Origin of the sequence: Streptomyces sp. NBC_00659 (assembly GCF_036226925.1) — a bacterium.
Taxonomy (GTDB): Bacteria; Actinomycetota; Actinomycetes; order Streptomycetales; family Streptomycetaceae; genus Streptomyces.
Map to the genome: position 1 here is coordinate 5,384,405 of NZ_CP109031.1, position 15,860 is coordinate 5,400,264.

General features: G+C 70.6%; 12 protein-coding genes. 3 read left to right on the plus strand and 9 right to left on the minus strand.

Going from position 1 to position 15,860, the window contains the following annotated elements; all coding sequences use genetic code 11:
- Nucleotides 1-62 precede the first annotated feature (62 nt).
- Nucleotides 63-3,194, minus strand: a complete 3,132-nt coding sequence (locus tag OG410_RS23465; protein WP_329301007.1) for an NACHT domain-containing protein — start codon at nt 3,192-3,194, stop codon at nt 63-65.
- 557 nt (nt 3,195-3,751) lie between these two features.
- On the opposite strand from OG410_RS23465, the gene OG410_RS23470 reads away from it, so the two are divergent.
- Nucleotides 3,752-4,438: a M23 family metallopeptidase gene (locus OG410_RS23470; protein WP_329301008.1), complete on the plus strand. Its 687-nt coding sequence runs from the start codon at nt 3,752-3,754 to the stop codon at nt 4,436-4,438.
- Between the two features lie 213 nt (nt 4,439-4,651).
- Here the strand turns inward: OG410_RS23470 and OG410_RS23475 are convergent, their stop codons facing one another.
- Nucleotides 4,652-5,245 (minus strand): TetR/AcrR family transcriptional regulator, encoded by a 594-nt coding sequence (locus tag OG410_RS23475; protein ID WP_326786306.1) that lies wholly within the window; start codon nt 5,243-5,245, stop codon nt 4,652-4,654.
- Nucleotides 5,246-5,416: 171 nt separating this feature from the next.
- Here OG410_RS23475 and OG410_RS23480 point away from each other — a divergent pair, with 171 nt between their 5' ends.
- The gene (locus OG410_RS23480; protein WP_328670690.1) at nt 5,417-7,030 is read left to right on the plus strand and encodes an MDR family MFS transporter; all 1,614 of its coding nucleotides are present in this window, start codon (nt 5,417-5,419) and stop codon (nt 7,028-7,030) included.
- A gap of 138 nt (nt 7,031-7,168) precedes the next feature.
- On the opposite strand, the gene cseC is transcribed toward OG410_RS23480, so the two are convergent.
- The 5 genes from cseC to OG410_RS23505 form a co-directional block, all read right to left on the minus strand.
- Entirely contained in the window at nt 7,169-8,722 is a 1,554-nt protein-coding gene (gene cseC / locus OG410_RS23485) for a two-component system sensor histidine kinase CseC (RefSeq protein ID WP_443063787.1), read from the minus strand.
- A gap of 7 nt (nt 8,723-8,729) precedes the next feature.
- Nucleotides 8,730-9,434 carry a two-component system response regulator CseB gene (gene cseB / locus OG410_RS23490; RefSeq protein ID WP_326786303.1) on the minus strand — a complete coding sequence of 235 codons (705 nt, stop codon included), beginning with the start codon at nt 9,432-9,434 and terminating at the stop codon, nt 8,730-8,732.
- Nucleotides 9,435-9,453: 19 nt separating this feature from the next.
- The gene (locus tag OG410_RS23495; RefSeq protein ID WP_329301009.1) at nt 9,454-10,104 is read right to left on the minus strand and encodes a hypothetical protein; all 651 of its coding nucleotides are present in this window, start codon (nt 10,102-10,104) and stop codon (nt 9,454-9,456) included.
- Entirely contained in the window at nt 10,092-10,631 is a 540-nt protein-coding gene (locus OG410_RS23500; RefSeq protein ID WP_328449706.1) for a SigE family RNA polymerase sigma factor, read from the minus strand. The genes OG410_RS23495 and OG410_RS23500 overlap by 13 nt, the downstream gene beginning before the upstream one ends.
- 253 nt (nt 10,632-10,884) lie before the next feature.
- Entirely contained in the window at nt 10,885-11,802 is a 918-nt protein-coding gene (locus OG410_RS23505) for an A/G-specific adenine glycosylase (RefSeq protein ID WP_329301010.1), read from the minus strand.
- A gap of 192 nt (nt 11,803-11,994) precedes the next feature.
- Here OG410_RS23505 and OG410_RS23510 point away from each other — a divergent pair, with 192 nt between their 5' ends.
- On the plus strand, nt 11,995-12,834 hold the full coding sequence (locus tag OG410_RS23510) for a hypothetical protein (RefSeq protein ID WP_329301011.1): 840 nt from the start codon (nt 11,995-11,997) through the stop codon (nt 12,832-12,834).
- Between the two features lie 115 nt (nt 12,835-12,949).
- Here OG410_RS23510 and disA read toward each other — a convergent pair whose 3' ends face one another.
- A complete protein-coding gene (gene disA / locus OG410_RS23515) occupies nt 12,950-14,074 on the minus strand; it encodes a DNA integrity scanning diadenylate cyclase DisA (protein WP_329301012.1) in 1,125 nt (374 codons plus the stop codon).
- A gap of 68 nt (nt 14,075-14,142) precedes the next feature.
- Nucleotides 14,143-15,552 carry a DNA repair protein RadA gene (gene radA / locus OG410_RS23520; RefSeq protein ID WP_329301013.1) on the minus strand — a complete coding sequence of 470 codons (1,410 nt, stop codon included), beginning with the start codon at nt 15,550-15,552 and terminating at the stop codon, nt 14,143-14,145.
- Between the last annotated feature and the right edge of the window lie 308 nt (nt 15,553-15,860).

Sequence of the window (15,860 nt, forward strand, 5' to 3'; positions counted from 1 at the left end):
ACTTCGGTCCCGGGGCAGCCCCTTTTTTCAGGTCCCGGAGCAGCCCTTTCGGCCGACGGGAGTCACAGAACGTTGTGGGTCGTGGTCGTCGTGTGTTCGCCCGGCAATTGACCCGAGAGTTGTTCCGGCACGGTTCCGGTGCCCGAAGTGAGGGCGAAATTGACCGTGCGCAGATTCGGCAGCAGGGCCCGGAGTCCGGAAAGGTCCTCGTTTCCCGCCAGTTTTCTCAGTTCCAGGTGTTCGACGGACGGCAGCGGCGGCGCCGACACCAGGGATCCGAGGGCGGCCCGGTGGATCCGCAGTTCCCTGAGCGCCGGCAGCGCGGCGACCTCGGACCAGTCGTCGGGGGTGAGCTCGCCGGGCTCCCGGCTCAGCCACAGGGTGTGCAGGGACCGCCAGTGGCGCAGCCCCCGCATCCCGGTGTCGCGGAGCACGTCCAGCCCGAAGCAGACGACTTCCAGCGGCGCGTCCACGGGGAGGTTCTCGCTCAGCGACCGGCCCGTGAGCCGGTGTCCGACGTTCAGTTCCCGCAGCGAGGCCAGCCGCGCCAGACCGTCGGGGACCGGGGGCCGTCCCGAGTCGGACATGAGGTACAGCCCCCGCAGCGGCAGCTCCGCGAGCGGCGCGAGATCACCGATCCCCGTGCACCCATCGAGGTTGAGCTGCTCCAGCCGCCGCTGTGCCGTCAGGAAGCCCAGATCCCCAAGACGGTTGTTGTGCCGCAGCATCAGCCGGGTCACCTGGTCCGGGACCAGGCAGGCGCGCAGTTCCGCCGGGTCGATGTCTCCGACGATCTGCATCCGGGGCCGGCCGCCCAGGTCGCGCAGCACGTGGAGCTCGGCGGTCGAGTGCGCGGAGAAGTACAGGCCGGCCGGGTCCAGCCGGGCGATGATCTCGGACGCGTACCGCTCGGTGTCGAACCTGTGCCATCCCCAGGCGAGTTGGGCCCGCACGGACCGGGCCGGGTGCGAGCGGAAGCGCGCCAGTACGGGGATCGCCGCGTCGGTGCCGATCAGGGAGGCGGTGACCACGACGCCGTGGGCCTCGTCCTCGGTGAGACCCTCCGGTCCGGGCAGCAGTTCCAGGACGAGGGGGCCCGCCTCGGCCAGGGCGCGGGCCTCCGCCGACGTTCTCGGCGGGATGAGCGCGGCCGCGCCGCTCTCCACGGCGGCCCGCACCTCGGGCGCGAGCTGCGTGGCGTGTTCCAGCGAGGCGAGGGCGAGCAGCCGTACACGCGTCGCGGACGCCTCGTCGAGCCGTGCCGCCGCGCCGGTCATGGAGTCCAGCAGCTCGGCCCGTTCCCGTGGCCGGGCGTGGGCGACGGCCATCCGGATCACATCCGCCCACTGGGACTCCCCGGCGTTGCGCACCAGCAGCCCGAAGTCCCCGTCCTCCACGGCGGCCTTGGCGCCCAGGTAGTCCTGGAAGGTGCGGTGGACGAACTCGACGGTTCCCGGGGCGGGTTCACGGAGAAGGCCGCTGCGGACGAGGAGGTGGCGCAGGATCTGCGCCGCGTCGCCCTGCCGGGCGGCGGCCGGGAGGGAGGGCAGGACGTCGGCGACGATGCGTTCGGCCCGGTCGCGGTCCATCTCCGCCCGGTTGTTGCGGATCAGCCAGTAGGCGAGCCGTTGCAGGAGCTGGATCTGCGGAAGTTCCGTGAGGTGGATGCCGTCGTGACCGCTGCCGGTGACGAACATGTCGCGTTCCTCGTCGCGGCGCGACAGCAGCATGGAGAGCGCGGCGTCGTACAACTCCTGTCTGCCGTGCGGCAGATAGCCCCGCCGGTCCCGGTGCAGCGCGCAGATCAGACCGCACATCAGAGGGTTGGTGGCGAGGCGGCCGAGGTCCGGCTTGGTCCGGACGGCGTCGAGGAGGGAACGCTCGTAGCCGTCGAGGCGGTCCGTGTCGGAGGCGTCGAGGCGTGCCGCGGCGTGCCAGCGGCGGATGAAGGCGGCCACGTCGTCGCCGGTCATCGGTGAGAGGACGAGTTCGGTGAACCCGTCGGGGGCGAGCCAGTCCTCCCGTACGGCCGAGGGGCGGGACGTGACCAGCCACTGGTTGCCGGGGTAGGCGTCGAGGAGTTCGCGCAGCCAGCGGCGGGTGTGTTCGCGGTCACGCTCGGGGATCTCGTCGAGCCCGTCGACGAGCAGCAGTCCGCGGCCGTGGCCGAGCACCCTGTCGGTCCAGCCGTCCGGCTGGGTCGCGTGGAAGGGAAGCCGCACGGCGGACAGGAACGCGTCGGGGGCCGGAAGGCCATCGGGGCGGCGGACGAGGGTGCGCAGCGGGAGGACGAAGGGGATGCGGTCTCCCCGCTCGCCGCGCGCCGCGGTCACCGCCAGCCACTGCACCAGCGTGGTCTTGCCGGAACCGGCCACACCGCGCAGCAGGACGAGGTCCTGTTCCGACAGGGCCTGTTCGGCGGGCAGGGAAGCGGCCGCGGGGGCGATGCGCACACCGTCCGACGCGGCGGTCTCCTCGTCCTCCACGGGGCGTAAGGCCTGGAGGCTGAGGTAGGCGGCGTCCAGCGGCCAGCGTTCCGGGGAGTTGACGAGGTCGATGCCGTAGATGGTGAGGTGGCTGTGCCTGGTGACGAGATGGGCGAGATAGCGCTGCTCGAAAGCGTGGTCCGTGCCGCCCGTCATGGGGGTGCGGGCGATCAGTTCGTCCACCTTGGCGATCAGTTCGCGCTGTCTGCGGCTCTGCTCCACGAGGGTGCGGGGGACAAAAGCCGAGCGCTGGGTGAAGAAGTGCAGGATGTGGAGGCAGGCGGTGTCGAGCAGCCCCTCGTAGAACACGGTCGCGTCGAGGGACAGGTCCCGGTCGGGGTTCTCGGCGGCCGCGCGTAGCCGCAGGGCGAGCGCCCGGTGGCCGAGCTCGACCGCCTGGACGTCCGTCATGGTGAGGTCGCCCAGGGCGTGCAGCGTGGTGCCGAGGGCGTGGACGACGGCCTGTTCCTCGTCGGCGGGGAAGGGACGCTCCCCACCACGCAGCGCCCGCCCGACCAGAGCGGCCGAAAGACGGTCCAGTTCCTTCTCTCCGACGGCCCGTTTCTCGCCCTTGAAGGAGACGAGCGCCGAGATCCGTACGGGCTTGTCCACGAGGCCCGCTCCCGGCCCCTCGGCCACGAAGAGCTTCCTGACCAGCGGCGCGGCCACGCTGGAGGCCAGGCGCGTGCCGACGGTTACTGGGTCCATGACGATCCCCCGGGAGAGCGTTGAGCCAGGAGGACAACCGTATGTTCTGACAGCCGTTCGGCACAGAGGCGCCGGAGGCACGTGCGAAGGGTCGGTGAACGCCCCAAGACCCTTGAAAACAGGGGCCGGCAGCGTAGCCCGCGTCACATTCCGGGGGTCCCGGATCCGACCCCCCGGTGACATGAGGCACAGGCGTTTTGGCCGGTACTAGGGCGAGTAGTAGCTAAGCGAAAACGGACAAAAAGGACCTTTGGCCCGGAGTGGAGAGGACTGTCGGCAGGTCGTCCGGACGGGTGGGCCGAGAGCAGGTTTAGCAGGGATATGCAGGCCTGAAGTGGGGTTAAACCCTGCTTTCCGGGCCAAAGGGACAAGATCCCTCGCTGGATGTCCGAGGTGTCAATATTCGGGAAGTTTGGGGATGAAGTACTACTTCGCACCGTAGATGGGGGGTTTGAGTGCGGCTGGGGGCGCGGGTTACCAATGAATGGCCAACACGGCAGCAGGCAGTTCGCCGGAGTGGTTGCTCAGTCCCTTGTCCCCGTCTCCACGAGGTATTCATGTCGAAGCGCGTCACGTCCCGCAAGTCCCTTACGTCCATGGTCCGCACTCGGGCGGCCGTTCTGACCGTCGGTCTGGGAGCCTCGGTCGTGCTGGGCGCAGGGGTCGCGACCGCCGCCGAAACGGGCGTCAGCACCAGCGCCACCGTCACCGCGGCCAACGCCGTTCACACCCAGGCCGCCGCTCAGTCCAAGGCCGCCGTCGCGAAGAAGGCGGCCGCCACCAAGGCGGCTGTCGCCAAGAAGGCCGCGGCGAAGAAGAAGGCCGCCTCCTGGGTCGACCCGGTCGCGAAGTACTCCCTGTCCGCCAGCTTCAACCAGGCCGGCGGCATGTGGGCCCACAAGCACTCCGGCCAGGACTTCGCCGTGCCGACGGGCACCAACGTCATGGCCGCCCACGGCGGCACCGTCGTCAAGGCGGGCGGCAACGGCGCCGGTGACGGTCCGGCGTACGGCAACGCCGTCGTCATCAAGCACGCCAACGGCACGTACTCGCAGTACGCCCACCTGTCGCGCATCGATGTGCACGTCGGGCAGGTCGTCTCCACCGGTCAGCACATAGCCCTTTCCGGCAACACCGGTAACTCCAGCGGCCCGCACCTGCACTTCGAGATCCGTACGACCCCCAACTACGGTTCGGCCGTCAACCCCGTGGCGTTCCTGCACACCATGGGCGTCAAGGTCTGACCCGCCCGCGCCGGTGATCCGGCGCGCGGCCCCGGCGCGCAGCGCCGGAGAGCGGAACCAGAAGCGGAGCCCCGCTGCCGGAGACGGCAGCGGGGCTCCGCTTGCGTGCGAGGGGGGCGGCGCCGGGAACTCTGCGGGCCAAGGCTGACCCTGGGCGGCCTGTCGTCCGGATCGTGCGGCGGGACGCGGGTCACCTGATCCAAGGGGCAGACCCTAGGAGGCTCCGCCCCCGTGGGCCTGGGTCACCAGGTCGATCGCGACCTCCAGGACGGCCTTGCGCTTGTCCTCGGGGTCGCCTTCGACGTCTTTGAGCACGAACATGCCGGCGTGCATCGTGAAGAGCGCGCTGACGCAGCGGACCTGGTCGGTCAGCGGCGACTCGGGCTCCTTGATGATCTCCAGCATGCTGATCATGCGGTCCTTGAAGGTCTCGCCGATGCTCAGCTCGCGAACCGTCGCCTGGTTCTCCTGCATGAAGCGGAAGAGCGGGGACGCGCCGCCGAGTGCCTCGCTGTAGCGGCGCAGCACCTCCTGCTTGGTCTCCAGGCTGTGCGGCTGCTGCTTGCCCCACTCGATCAGCTCGTCGAGCGGCCGCGTCAGATCCTGGAAGAGACTGATCAGGATCTCTTCCTTGGTCTTGAAGTGGTAGTAGAGCGCGGCTTTCGTGACATCGAGGTGCTCGGCGATCTCGCGCAGCGAGGTCTTCTCGTAGCCGTGCTCGGAGAAGAGTTCGAGAGCAACGTCCTGGATGCGCTGCCGGGTGTCGCCCCGGCGCTGCCGCTTGATGCCGTCCATGGTGCCGCCCATCCTCGTACTCCTCGCGCTCCCTGGAAACTTACCTGTCGACCGGCTGGTAAAACTAGTGTTGCTTACTTGACGCCCGGCTAGTTACGAAGCTATTTTCCTGAGTGTAGTCAACTTGCCGGTCGGCAAGTAAGTAGCCGGACGGCGGCAGAAGTACTCAGGGGAGTGGAAGCGATGGCGGACAAGACGAAAGCGGCCGAACCGGCCGTGGAGCAGACCGGGAAACCGGCCGAGGGCGAGAAGCGGCAGCGCAGCGTGCGCGTGGTCCTGCTCGCGCTGATGCTCACGATGATGCTGGCGATGCTCGACAACATGATCGTCGGCACGGCCATGCCGACCATCGTGGGCGAGCTCGGCGGACTCGAACACCTTTCCTGGGTCGTGACGGCGTACACCCTCGCCACCGCGGCCTCCACCCCGATCTGGGGCAAGGTCGGCGACATGTACGGGCGCAAGGGCGCCTTCATGTCGTCGATCGTGATCTTCCTGATCGGCTCCGCGCTGAGCGGCATGGCCCAGAACATGGGTGAGCTGATCGGATTCCGGGCCATCCAGGGTCTCGGCGCCGGCGGTCTCATGGTCGGCGTCATGGCGATCATCGGTGACCTGATCCCGCCCCGTGAGCGCGGCAAGTACCAGGGCATGATGGCCGGCATCATGGCGCTGGCGATGATCGGCGGTCCGCTGATCGGCGGCACCATCACCGACAACTGGGGCTGGCGCTGGTCCTTCTACATCAACCTGCCGCTCGGCGCGGTCGCGCTCGCCGCGATCAGCATCGTCCTGCACCTGCCGAAGAAGCGGTCCGAGACGCGCATCGACTACCTCGGTGCCGTGCTGCTGACCATCGGCATCACCTCCATCGTCCTCGTCACCACCTGGGGCGGCACGGAGTACGCCTGGTCGTCCGCGCGGATCATGGAGCTCATCGGCCTCGGTGTCGCCGCGCTGGTCGGGTTCGTCTTCTGGCAGACCAAGGCCGCCGAGCCGATCCTGCCGCTGCACATCTTCCGCAGCCGCAACTTCACCCTGATGTCGATCATCGGCTTCGTCACCGGCTTCGCCATGTTCGGCGCCACGCTGTTCCTGCCGCTGTACCAGCAGGCGGTACAGGGCGCGTCCGCGACCAACTCCGGTCTGCTGCTGCTGCCCATGCTGGGCGCGATGCTCGTGACGTCGATGGTCGCCGGCCGGGTCACCACCGCCACCGGCCGCTACAAGATCTTCCCCGTCCTCGGCGGGGTGCTGATGGTGATCGGCCTCTACCTGCTGTCGACGATGGACACGGACACCACCCGTTTCATGTCCGGCGTCTACATGGCCGTCCTCGGCCTGGGCATGGGCTGCCTGATGCAGGTCACCATGCTGGTGGCGCAGAACAGCGTGGAGATGAAGGACATGGGCGTCGCGTCCTCCTCCTCCACCCTGTTCCGCACGCTCGGCTCGTCGTTCGGTGTCGCCGTCATGGGCGCGCTGTTCAACAACCGCGTCAAGGACGTCATGGCCGAGAAGGCCGGCGCGCTGGGCTCGAAGATCACCGAGCAGTCCCCGCAGCTGGACGCGGCGAGCCTGGCGAAGCTGCCGGCGGCGGCGCGCGAGGCCTACCAGCACGCGGTGTCGGCCGGTACGCACTCGGCCTTCCTGCTGGGCGCGTCGGTGGCCGTGATCGTGATGATCTCGTCGGTGTTCGTCAAGGAGGTCGCTCTCAAGGGAGCGGGTGCGCCCAAGCCCGGCGAGGGCGGCGCGTCGGACGAGGCACCCCAGGTCCAGCTCGCCGAGCCGGTCTGACCTGATCGCGGGGCCGGCCCTCCCGGCCCCTGAACTCCTCACACCGAAGGCCCCCGGCGTTGTCCGCCCCGGGGGCCTTCCGCTGTGCGCGGTGACGGTCGCACCGAGGCGGCGAGGACAGGGCCCGGCCGGGGCCGCCTACTTCCCGGACGCCGGCAGTATCGGATAGCTCCCCGTGTTCGTCGGCGCGTGTTCCGGCAGCCACAGCACCGCGACCGCGCCCTCGGCGGGCACGCTCTCCGGGGCCCCGGCGGGCCGTACGTTGCGGAAGGTCAGCCGTGCGCCGAGCACCCGGGCCTGGCCGGCGGCGATGGTGAGGCCCAGTCCGTGACCGTCGCCCGCCCGGTCGGTGCTGCCGGTGCGGAAGCGGCTCGGTCCCTCGGCGAGGAGCTTCTCGGGGAAACCGGGGCCGTGGTCGCGGACGCGGATGACCCGGCCCTCGACGGTGACCTCGATCGGCGGCCTGCCGTGCCGGGCCGCGTTCGCCAGAAGGTTGAGCAGGACGCGCTCCAGACGGCGCGGGTCCGTCGTGACCTCCGACTCGTGCACCACCCGCACCTCGACGTCCGCGCCCTTGGCGGCGATCCGCCGGGCCACGAACTCGCCGAGCATGAGGTCCTGCAACTCGGCCCGCTCGGAGGCCCCGTCGAGCCGGGCGACCTCCAGGACGTCCTCGACCAGCGTGCGCATGGCCTGCGCGCGGTCCCGTACGAGCTCGGTGGGGCGGCCGGGCGGCAGGAGTTCGGCCGCCGTGAGCAGCCCGGTCACCGGGGTGCGCAGTTCATGGGCGATGTCGGCGGTCACCCGGCGCTCGGCCTCGATGCGCTGCTGGAGCGCGTCGGCCATGGCGTCCACGGCCCGCGCGAGGTCGTCGGTCTCGTCGAGCACGACACCGCCGATCGCGTCCCGCACCCGGACGTCCGGTTCCCCCTTGGCGACCCGGTTCGCCGCGGCCGCCGCCTTGCGCAGCCGGCGCGACAGCTGGCCGCCGATCAGCACACCGAGCGCGCTGCCGCCGAAGACGACCGCGATGGAGCCGATGATCAGCGCCTGGTCGAGGTCCTTCATCACGTCCGCGTTGCGGTCCGTGAACCGCTCGTGCCAGGACAGCACCTGGCCGTTCCCGAGGGGTACGGCGGCCCAGATGTCCGGCACGCCGTTCGAGCTGTCCGAGACATAGGTCGCCCGCCGTCCCTCCGAGACCTTCACCATCAGGTCCGACGGAATGGAGGGATCGTCTATCTTCGCCCCGAACGACGGCGGCCGGCCCGGCCCGTACATGCGCTCAGCGAGCTGGATGCGCTCGTCGGCGAGGTCGCGCGAGTTGTCCAGCATCGAGACGCGGGCCGCGTTGTGGACGACCAGGCTCAGCGCGACGGCGACCAGCGCGCCGACCAGGGCGATCGCGGTGCTGAGCTTCCAGCGGATGCCGGTACGGATGCTCGTACCCGAATCGGTGCCCCGGTCTATCCCGATGCCGATGCGCCGGCCCCGGCCGGTGACCGCGCCGGGCCTCCTGCTCCCGCCCCCGCCGAGAACCTCGCCCCGGCCGGCACCCGACCCGGCACCGACCCCCTCGCGCGAACCCGTGCCCACTCCGACCCCCGCTTCCGCACGTCCGCCCGGAACCGGTCCCCGCCCCGCGGCCGAAGGGTTCCCCGCAGCAGCGGAACGCTGAAATATCCCCCGCATGGTGTGCTCAGGCCTTCAACTTGTAGCCGAAGCCGCGGACCGTCTCGATACGGTCCTGGCCGATCTTCGTACGCAGTCGCTGCACATGGACGTCGACCACCCGGGTGTCCCCGCCCCAGCCGTAGTCCCACACCCGCTCCAGCAGCTTGTCGCGGCTCAGCACCGTCCCCGGCGCGGACGAGAACTCCAGGAGCAGCCGCATCTCGGTGGGCGTCAGTGCCACCGGCGTGCCGCCCCGGGTCACCTCCATGCCCTCGGTGTCGACCTCCAGCTCACCGAAGACGAGCACCCCGCCCTCCACCGGAGCAGTCCCCTCGGCCGCGCCCGCGCCGCCGCTCGCGTGCCCGAAGCGGCGCAGCACCGCGCGGATACGGGCGACCAGCACGGCGCCGTCGAAGGGCTTGGTCACGTAGTCGTCGGCGCCGGCCTCCAGGCCGAGCACGATGTCGATCGAGTCGGCGCGCGCCGACAGCATGATGACCGGCACGGTCGACTCGTCGCGGATACGGCGGCACAGCGACACACCGTCGAGCCCGGGGACCATCACGTCCAGCAGGGCGATGTCGGGACGGTCGGCGCGGAACGCCTCCAGGCCCGAGAGCCCGTCGGGCATGGCCGTGACCGCGAAGCCGTCGCGCTCCAGGGCGAGTTGTGTGGCCTCGCGGATGACGTCGTCGTCCTCGACGAACAGGACGTGGGTCTGCTCTGCCATCCGGCTGCTCCGCCCGCTCTCAGTTCGCGTCCGGGGCGGGCGAAACGGAGCCGCCCACCGCGTTGCTGTAGTCGTTGTGGATCCTGGACTGTTCGACGAAGCGTGTCGAGGACCAGCCGTAGGTGATCACTTCCTCGCTGGACGGGTACGACACCGGGTCGCCCTTCTCGTACAGCTGCTGGGTGACCACCAGATCGCCCCGGTCGATCTCGGCGTAGACCGGAGGCTCCTCGGCCTTGAAGACATTCTGGTACCGGCCGTTCTCCTCGCGATAGACGTAGCTGCCGACACCCACGGCGTCGGCACAGGTCATCACGTTGATCACGATGTCGTTCGCGGAGCCGCCGGTCAGGTCCCCGTACGACACGTCGACCGGGTACTCGTCGGCGACGCACGGCTTCAGGTCGCGCTTGACCGCCGCGCTGACCGCGGGATCGTCCTTGACGAGCTTGACCGCGTCCACGCGCCGGGGGGCCTTGGACGGCGAACCGGAGACGACCGGCTTGACGCTGCCCTTGGCGACCGCGTCGCTGCCCGCCGGACCCTCGTCGCGGGCACCGGTGCCGCCGGTGGCGCACGCGGTCACGAAAAGGCCGAGGGCGGCGAGCCCGGCCGCCGCCGAACTCCCCGCCTTCAGGGCCGTTCTGCCCCGGACTCCTAGGCCGCGCAACGCTCCCGCTCCTCACGTTCGAGCGCGCGGGCGTCCAGGTCGCGGCTCTCCAGCTCCTCGCGGAGCCGGGCCAGCGCCCGGTGCAGCGTGCTCTTGACCGTTCCGGCCGACATGCCGAGCGCGGCGGCCGTCTCCTCCGTGGACATCTGCTCCCAGTGTCGCAGCACCACGACACTGCGCTGCTTGGGTGCCAGCACCTTCATGATGTCCATCAGCAGCGCACGGTCCGCGTGCTGTTCGGTGGCGTCCTCCACACACGCGTCCGGCAGCTGCTCGGTGGGCACCTCCTCGAGCTTGCGGGCCCGCCACCACTCGGTACGCGTATTGATCATCACGCGGCGCAGATAGGCGTCGGCGAGACGCTTGTCCGCGATGCCGTCCCAGCGGCCGTACGTCCGCACGAGCGCGGTCTGGAGCAGGTCCTGGGCGTCGACCGGGTCGGGGACCAGACGGCGCGCACTGCGCAGCAGCGCGTCCTGCCGGGTTCGGACGTACTCCTCGAATTCGAGCACCTCGCCCTGCGCCATGATCAACCGCCTCCGTCCCCGTTTCCGGCCTGACTGCTGCCGGTTCTCCGTCGCCTGCGAACCGCCGCTCCCCTGCCGCCGGTCGGGCGGCACTCGCTGCGGTACGGCACTGAAGCTACGGAGCCGTTGTCACGGGGTTGTCCGAGACAGCCTGCGGCCAGCACTCGGCTGTCCGTCGGTTGTGTAACGGCTATGGAAACGGGGTAGGAGAACGTGCCTCTATGGCCTGGTTGATCCGGTTATGGCGTCTGTTCTAGGTGAGGGGCAACCGATACAGACCGCCGGGGAGCGGCTCGACCAGTCCGTCGGCGACGAGTCCGTCGAGCGCGCGGCCCCGCTGCACCGGCTCGTCCCACACCCGGTCCAGCGCGGTCTGTGGAACCGGCACATGCGCCTCCCGCAGGACGGCCAGCAGCTTGCCGCGCACCTGGCGGTCCGTGCCCGCGTACGTCTGCCCCTTGCGCGGCGGTCCGTCGTGCTCCGGCTTGCCGGCCAGCCGCCAGGCGCACTGCGCGGCGATCGGGCAGCGGTGGCACGTCTCGTTCCTCGCCGTGCAGATCAGCGCGCCGAGTTCCATGGAGGCGGCGGCCCAGCGCGCCGCCGTGCTCTCGCTCTCGGGCAGCAGGGCGCGGGCGAGCTTGCGCTCGGCGGCGGTGGTGGCGTTCGGCGGGTACTGCACGCCGGTGACGGCTCGGGCGAAGACCCTGCGGACGTTCGTGTCCAGGACGGGATGACGCTGGCCGTACGCGAACGACGCGACCGCCGCCGCCGTGTACTCGCCGATGCCGGGCAGCGCCAGCAGCTGCGCGTGATCGGTCGGTACGTCGCCGCCGTGCCGCTCCGCTATGGCCACTGCGGCGCCGTGCAGACGCAGGGCGCGGCGCGGATAGCCGAGCCGTCCCCAGGCCCGGACCGCCTCTCCGGGCGCGTCCTTCGCCAGATCGGCGGGGCGCGGCCAGCGGGCCAGCCACTGCTCGTAGACGGGCAGGACGCGGTTGACGGGGGTCTGCTGGAGCATGAACTCGCTGACCATCACCGCCCAGGGGCCGGCATCGGGATGCCGCCAGGGCAGATCGCGGGCGTGCTCGTCGAACCAGGCGATGACGGGGGTGTGGAGGTCCTCGCCGGTGGCGTTCCGGGTGGGCCCGGTGGGCTTGGTGGGTGCAGTCATGGCGATGTCGATCCTGCCATGCGGCGGTGAGGATGCGGGGACGACGCCGGGGGCGGGCGGTGGTGAAAGACCGCACCCGGCGGCCTGCGCGGCGCCGGGATGGATGTCCGCCGGGATGATGATCCGGAAAAGTTGGTACCGGGGCGGCGGGTGGGGCCTGTGGCGCGGCCGATCTCTCGTAGAGTTTGCGCCGTGGGATCTCTGCGCAATCCGGTCGGGCCGCTACCCTCCACCATCTACTGGCGTCGGAGGGGCGTTCTGCTGTCCGTACTAGGGCTGTTGGCGCTTCTGACGGTCTGGGTGGTCGGCACCGGAGGCGGGGGCGGCCACAACGGCGCCGGCGGGTCGAACGGCAAGAATCCCGCTTCCTCGATCACGCCGGGACCCTCCGGTTCGGGCCCCGCGATCAGCCAACACCCGGGCGGCCGCGACGAGTCGAGCGGCGGCGGTGACGGCGGCGGGAGCGGAAGCGGCGACGGCGGCGCGTCGGACGGCGGTTCCGGGAATGGCTCGGGCGACGGTTCGGGCGACGGCTCCACGGGATCCGGCACCGGCACAGGCGGCGGCTCCGACGACGGGGCCAAGAACGGCGGCGGGGCGGCCGACCGGCTCCCGGCCGGTTCCACCGTCCCCAACTGCACCCCGGCCAACGTCAAGTTGACGCTCAAGAGCGTGCGCAACACCTACGCGCCCGGAGAGCAGCCCGAGATCGAGCTCATCGCCAAGAACACCTCGGGCAGCGACTGCAAGGTGGATCTCGGCCCGAAGAGCGCGGTTCTGACGATCACTCAGGCGGGCGGTGACGAGGACATCTGGGCCTCGGACGACTGCCCGAAGGACGCCGCGGGCATCCTCTTCCGCGTGCCGGCGGGCGGCCAGACCGTCCACACGGTGAAGTGGGACCGCAGGCCCGGCGCCCCCGAGTGCGCCACGCCCCCTTCGGGTTCGGCTCCCGCGGGCACCTACCTGGTCGAGGCGAAGGCACCGGGACTGGCGAAGGCGCAGACGTCGTTCGTCCTGTCCAAGGACTGAGCACCCTCGGTCCCGAGGGGAGTGCACCCCGGCGGCCCGGGGTCACGGATTTCCGACAAGCACACCCAGCGCCCCGACAGGCAAAGTGCGCCCCGCTGAACGGGGCGCCGGGGCCCTAGACGTAGCGCTCCAGGATCGACGACTCCGCGAGACGGGACAGGCCCTCGCGGACACTGCGGGCCCGGGCCTCGCCCACGCCGTCGACCGTCTGGAGGTCGTCCACGCTCGCGGCGAGCAGCTTCTGGAGACCGCCGAAGTGCTCCACGAGCCGGTCGATGATCGCGCCGGGCAGCCGCGGCACCTTGGCGAGGAGACGGAACCCGCGCGGAGAGACCGCGGAGTCGAGCGCCTCGGGGGAGCCGGTGTAGCCCAACGCCTTGGCCACCGTGGACAGTTCGAGGAGCTCGGCGTGACTGAGCGCGTCCAGCTCGGACAGCGCCTCGTCGACCGTGCGGGAACGCTTGGCGGTCGGCTCGGGCACGTAGTCCCGGACGACCAGCTCACGGTCGGGCTCGACGCCGGCGATCAGCTCGTCGAGCTGGAGGGTCAGCAGCCGCCCGTCCGTGCCCAGTTCCACCACGTACTCGGCGATCTCGGTGGCGATACGGCGCACCATCTCCAGACGCTGGGCGACCGCGGAGACGTCCCGGACCGTGACGAGGTCCTCGATCTCCAGCGCCGACAGCGTGCCCGCGACCTCGTCCAGGCGGAGCTTGTAGCGCTCCAGAGTGGCGAGGGCCTGGTTCGCACGGGAGAGGATCGCGGCGGAGTCCTCCAGGACGCGGCGCTGACCGCCGACGTACAGGGCGATCAGACGCATCGACTGGGAGACCGACACGATGGGGTAGCCGACCTGCTTGCTCACCCGGTCCGCGGTGCGGTGCCGCGTGCCCGTCTCCTCCGTGTGGATCGTCGGGTCGGGCACCAGCTGCACGCCCGCCCGAAGGATTTTGGTGATGTCCTTGTCGAGCACGATGCCGCCGTCGAGCTTGCACAGTTCACGCAGACGGGTCGCGGTGAACTCGACATCCAGGACGAATCCACCCGTGCACATCGCTTCGACGGTCTTGTCGGAGCCGAGCACGATGAGTCCGCCCGTGTTGCCGCGGAGGATCCGTTCCAGCCCGTCGCGCAGGGCCGTACCGGGTGCCACGGCGCTGAGTGCGGCGCGCATCAGGCCATCGGCGCCGGAGCTCCCGCCGGACTTTCCGGGAGCTGCTGCCCGGTCGTTGGCTGCCACTGCACTCCTCCGGTCGCGGGTTTCCGGTCGCGCTCGGTTCGTACGGACGGGCGAGACCAGGGCAAAGTCTACCGGCGCTGCTCCTCGTCCCGTGGGGCCTCTCTGCGACGCGAGCGCGGAAGGACACTCAGAGCCGCACCGATGTCGGCCACTTCCAGGACCTTCATGCCGGCGGGAACCTTGCCCGGATCGGTCGGTACGAGGGCGTGGGTGAAGCCCAGGCGGTGGGCCTCGGCCAGCCGGCGCTGGACGCCCGTGACCCGTCTGACCTCGCCCGCGAGCCCCACCTCGCCGATCGCCACGAGGTTCTTGGGCAGCGGGACGTCACTGGCGGCGGACGCCAGGGCGAGCGCGACGGCGAGGTCCGCGGCGGGCTCGGTGAGCTTCACACCGCCGACCGTCGCCGAGTAGATGTCCCGCTTTCCGAGAGCGCTGATCCGGCCGCGCTGCTCCAGAACGGCGAGCATCATCGAGACGCGGGAGGTCTCCAGGCCGGATGTCGTACGGCGCGGGGAGGGGATCTGGGAGTCCACGGTGAGCGCCTGGACCTCGGCGACCAGGGGACGGCGGCCTTCGAGAGTGACGGTCAGACAGGTGCCCGGGACGGGCTCGGCACGGCGCGTCAGGAAGAGCCCCGAGGGGTCGGCGAGCCCGGTGATGCCCTCGTCGTGCAGCTCGAAACAGCCGACCTCGTCCGTCGTGCCGTAGCGGTTCTTGACCCCTCGGACGAGCCTCAGGCGCGCGTGCCGGTCGCCCTCGAAGGACAGGACGACGTCCACGAGGTGTTCGAGCAGCCGGGGTCCGGCGATCGCGCCGTCCTTGGTGACATGGCCCACGAGCAGGGTGGACATGCCGCGGTCCTTGGAGGCCCGGATGAGCGCGCCCGCCACCTCCCGGACCTGGGCCATGCCGCCGGGCGCGCCGTCGATCTCCGGGGAGGCGACGGTCTGGACGGAGTCCAGGATCAGCAGTGACGGCTTCACCGCGTCCAGATGACCGAGGACGGCGGACAGATCCGTCTCCGCGGCGAGATAGAGGTGGTCGTCGATGGCCTTGATGCGGTCCGCGCGCAGCCGCACCTGGCTGGCCGACTCCTCGCCCGTCACATACAAGGTGCGGTGTTCGTCACTCGCCGACTTGGCCGCCACGTCCAGCAGGAGGGTGGACTTGCCGACGCCGGGCTCGCCCGCGACGAGGACGACGGCTCCGGGCACGAGACCGCCGCCGAGGACACGGTCCAGCTCGGGCACGCCGGTGCTGCGGGCGGTGGCCTGACGGACGTCGACCTGTCCGATGGGCACCGCGGACGTGGTGACCCGGCCCGGTGCCGTCGTACGGACAGCGGGCGCGCCGTACTCCTCGACCGTCCCCCAGGCCTGGCATTCGGCGCAACGGCCGAGCCATTTGGCCGTCTGCCAGCCGCACTCGGTGCAGCGGTAGGACGGACGGTCCTTCGCGGATTTCGTACGGACAGCCATGACCGAACCGTAGCCGTAGCCACTGACAACGCGGCACGCGACGGTACGACCCCACCCGGGCCCGCGGATCCGGACCTCGCCCCCGGGCCTCCGCGACCGGGCCCCCGGCCCTTCGCCGAAAGCGCGGCGCGGAGCCCCGTGCCCCGTTCCCACCCCCGAGCGACCGGGCCCCGCGAGGGCCCTGGCCGTCCCATCTGCCATGGACTGCCATCGCCGCCGGTGACGGTCCAGGCCAGGGGTCGAGGATTCCTGTCCCCTTATGAGGGATCGTTTCACCCGTACGGATTAAATGTGCTCAAGGGGGAGGA

Coding starts and splice junctions, on each gene's coding strand:
- OG410_RS23470 (WP_329301008.1), top strand. CDS start 3,752: ATGTCGAAGCGCGTCACGTCCCGCAAGTCCCTTACGTCCATGGTCCGC.
- cseC (WP_443063787.1), bottom strand. CDS start 8,722: ATGCGGGGGATATTTCAGCGTTCCGCTGCTGCGGGGAACCCTTCGGCC.
- OG410_RS23505 (WP_329301010.1), bottom strand. CDS start 11,802: ATGACTGCACCCACCAAGCCCACCGGGCCCACCCGGAACGCCACCGGC.
- OG410_RS23465 (WP_329301007.1), bottom strand. CDS start 3,194: ATGGACCCAGTAACCGTCGGCACGCGCCTGGCCTCCAGCGTGGCCGCG.
- cseB (WP_326786303.1), bottom strand. CDS start 9,434: ATGGCAGAGCAGACCCACGTCCTGTTCGTCGAGGACGACGACGTCATC.
- OG410_RS23500 (WP_328449706.1), bottom strand. CDS start 10,631: ATGGCGCAGGGCGAGGTGCTCGAATTCGAGGAGTACGTCCGAACCCGG.
- OG410_RS23475 (WP_326786306.1), bottom strand. CDS start 5,245: ATGGGCGGCACCATGGACGGCATCAAGCGGCAGCGCCGGGGCGACACC.
- radA (WP_329301013.1), bottom strand. CDS start 15,552: ATGGCTGTCCGTACGAAATCCGCGAAGGACCGTCCGTCCTACCGCTGC.
- OG410_RS23480 (WP_328670690.1), top strand. CDS start 5,417: ATGGCGGACAAGACGAAAGCGGCCGAACCGGCCGTGGAGCAGACCGGG.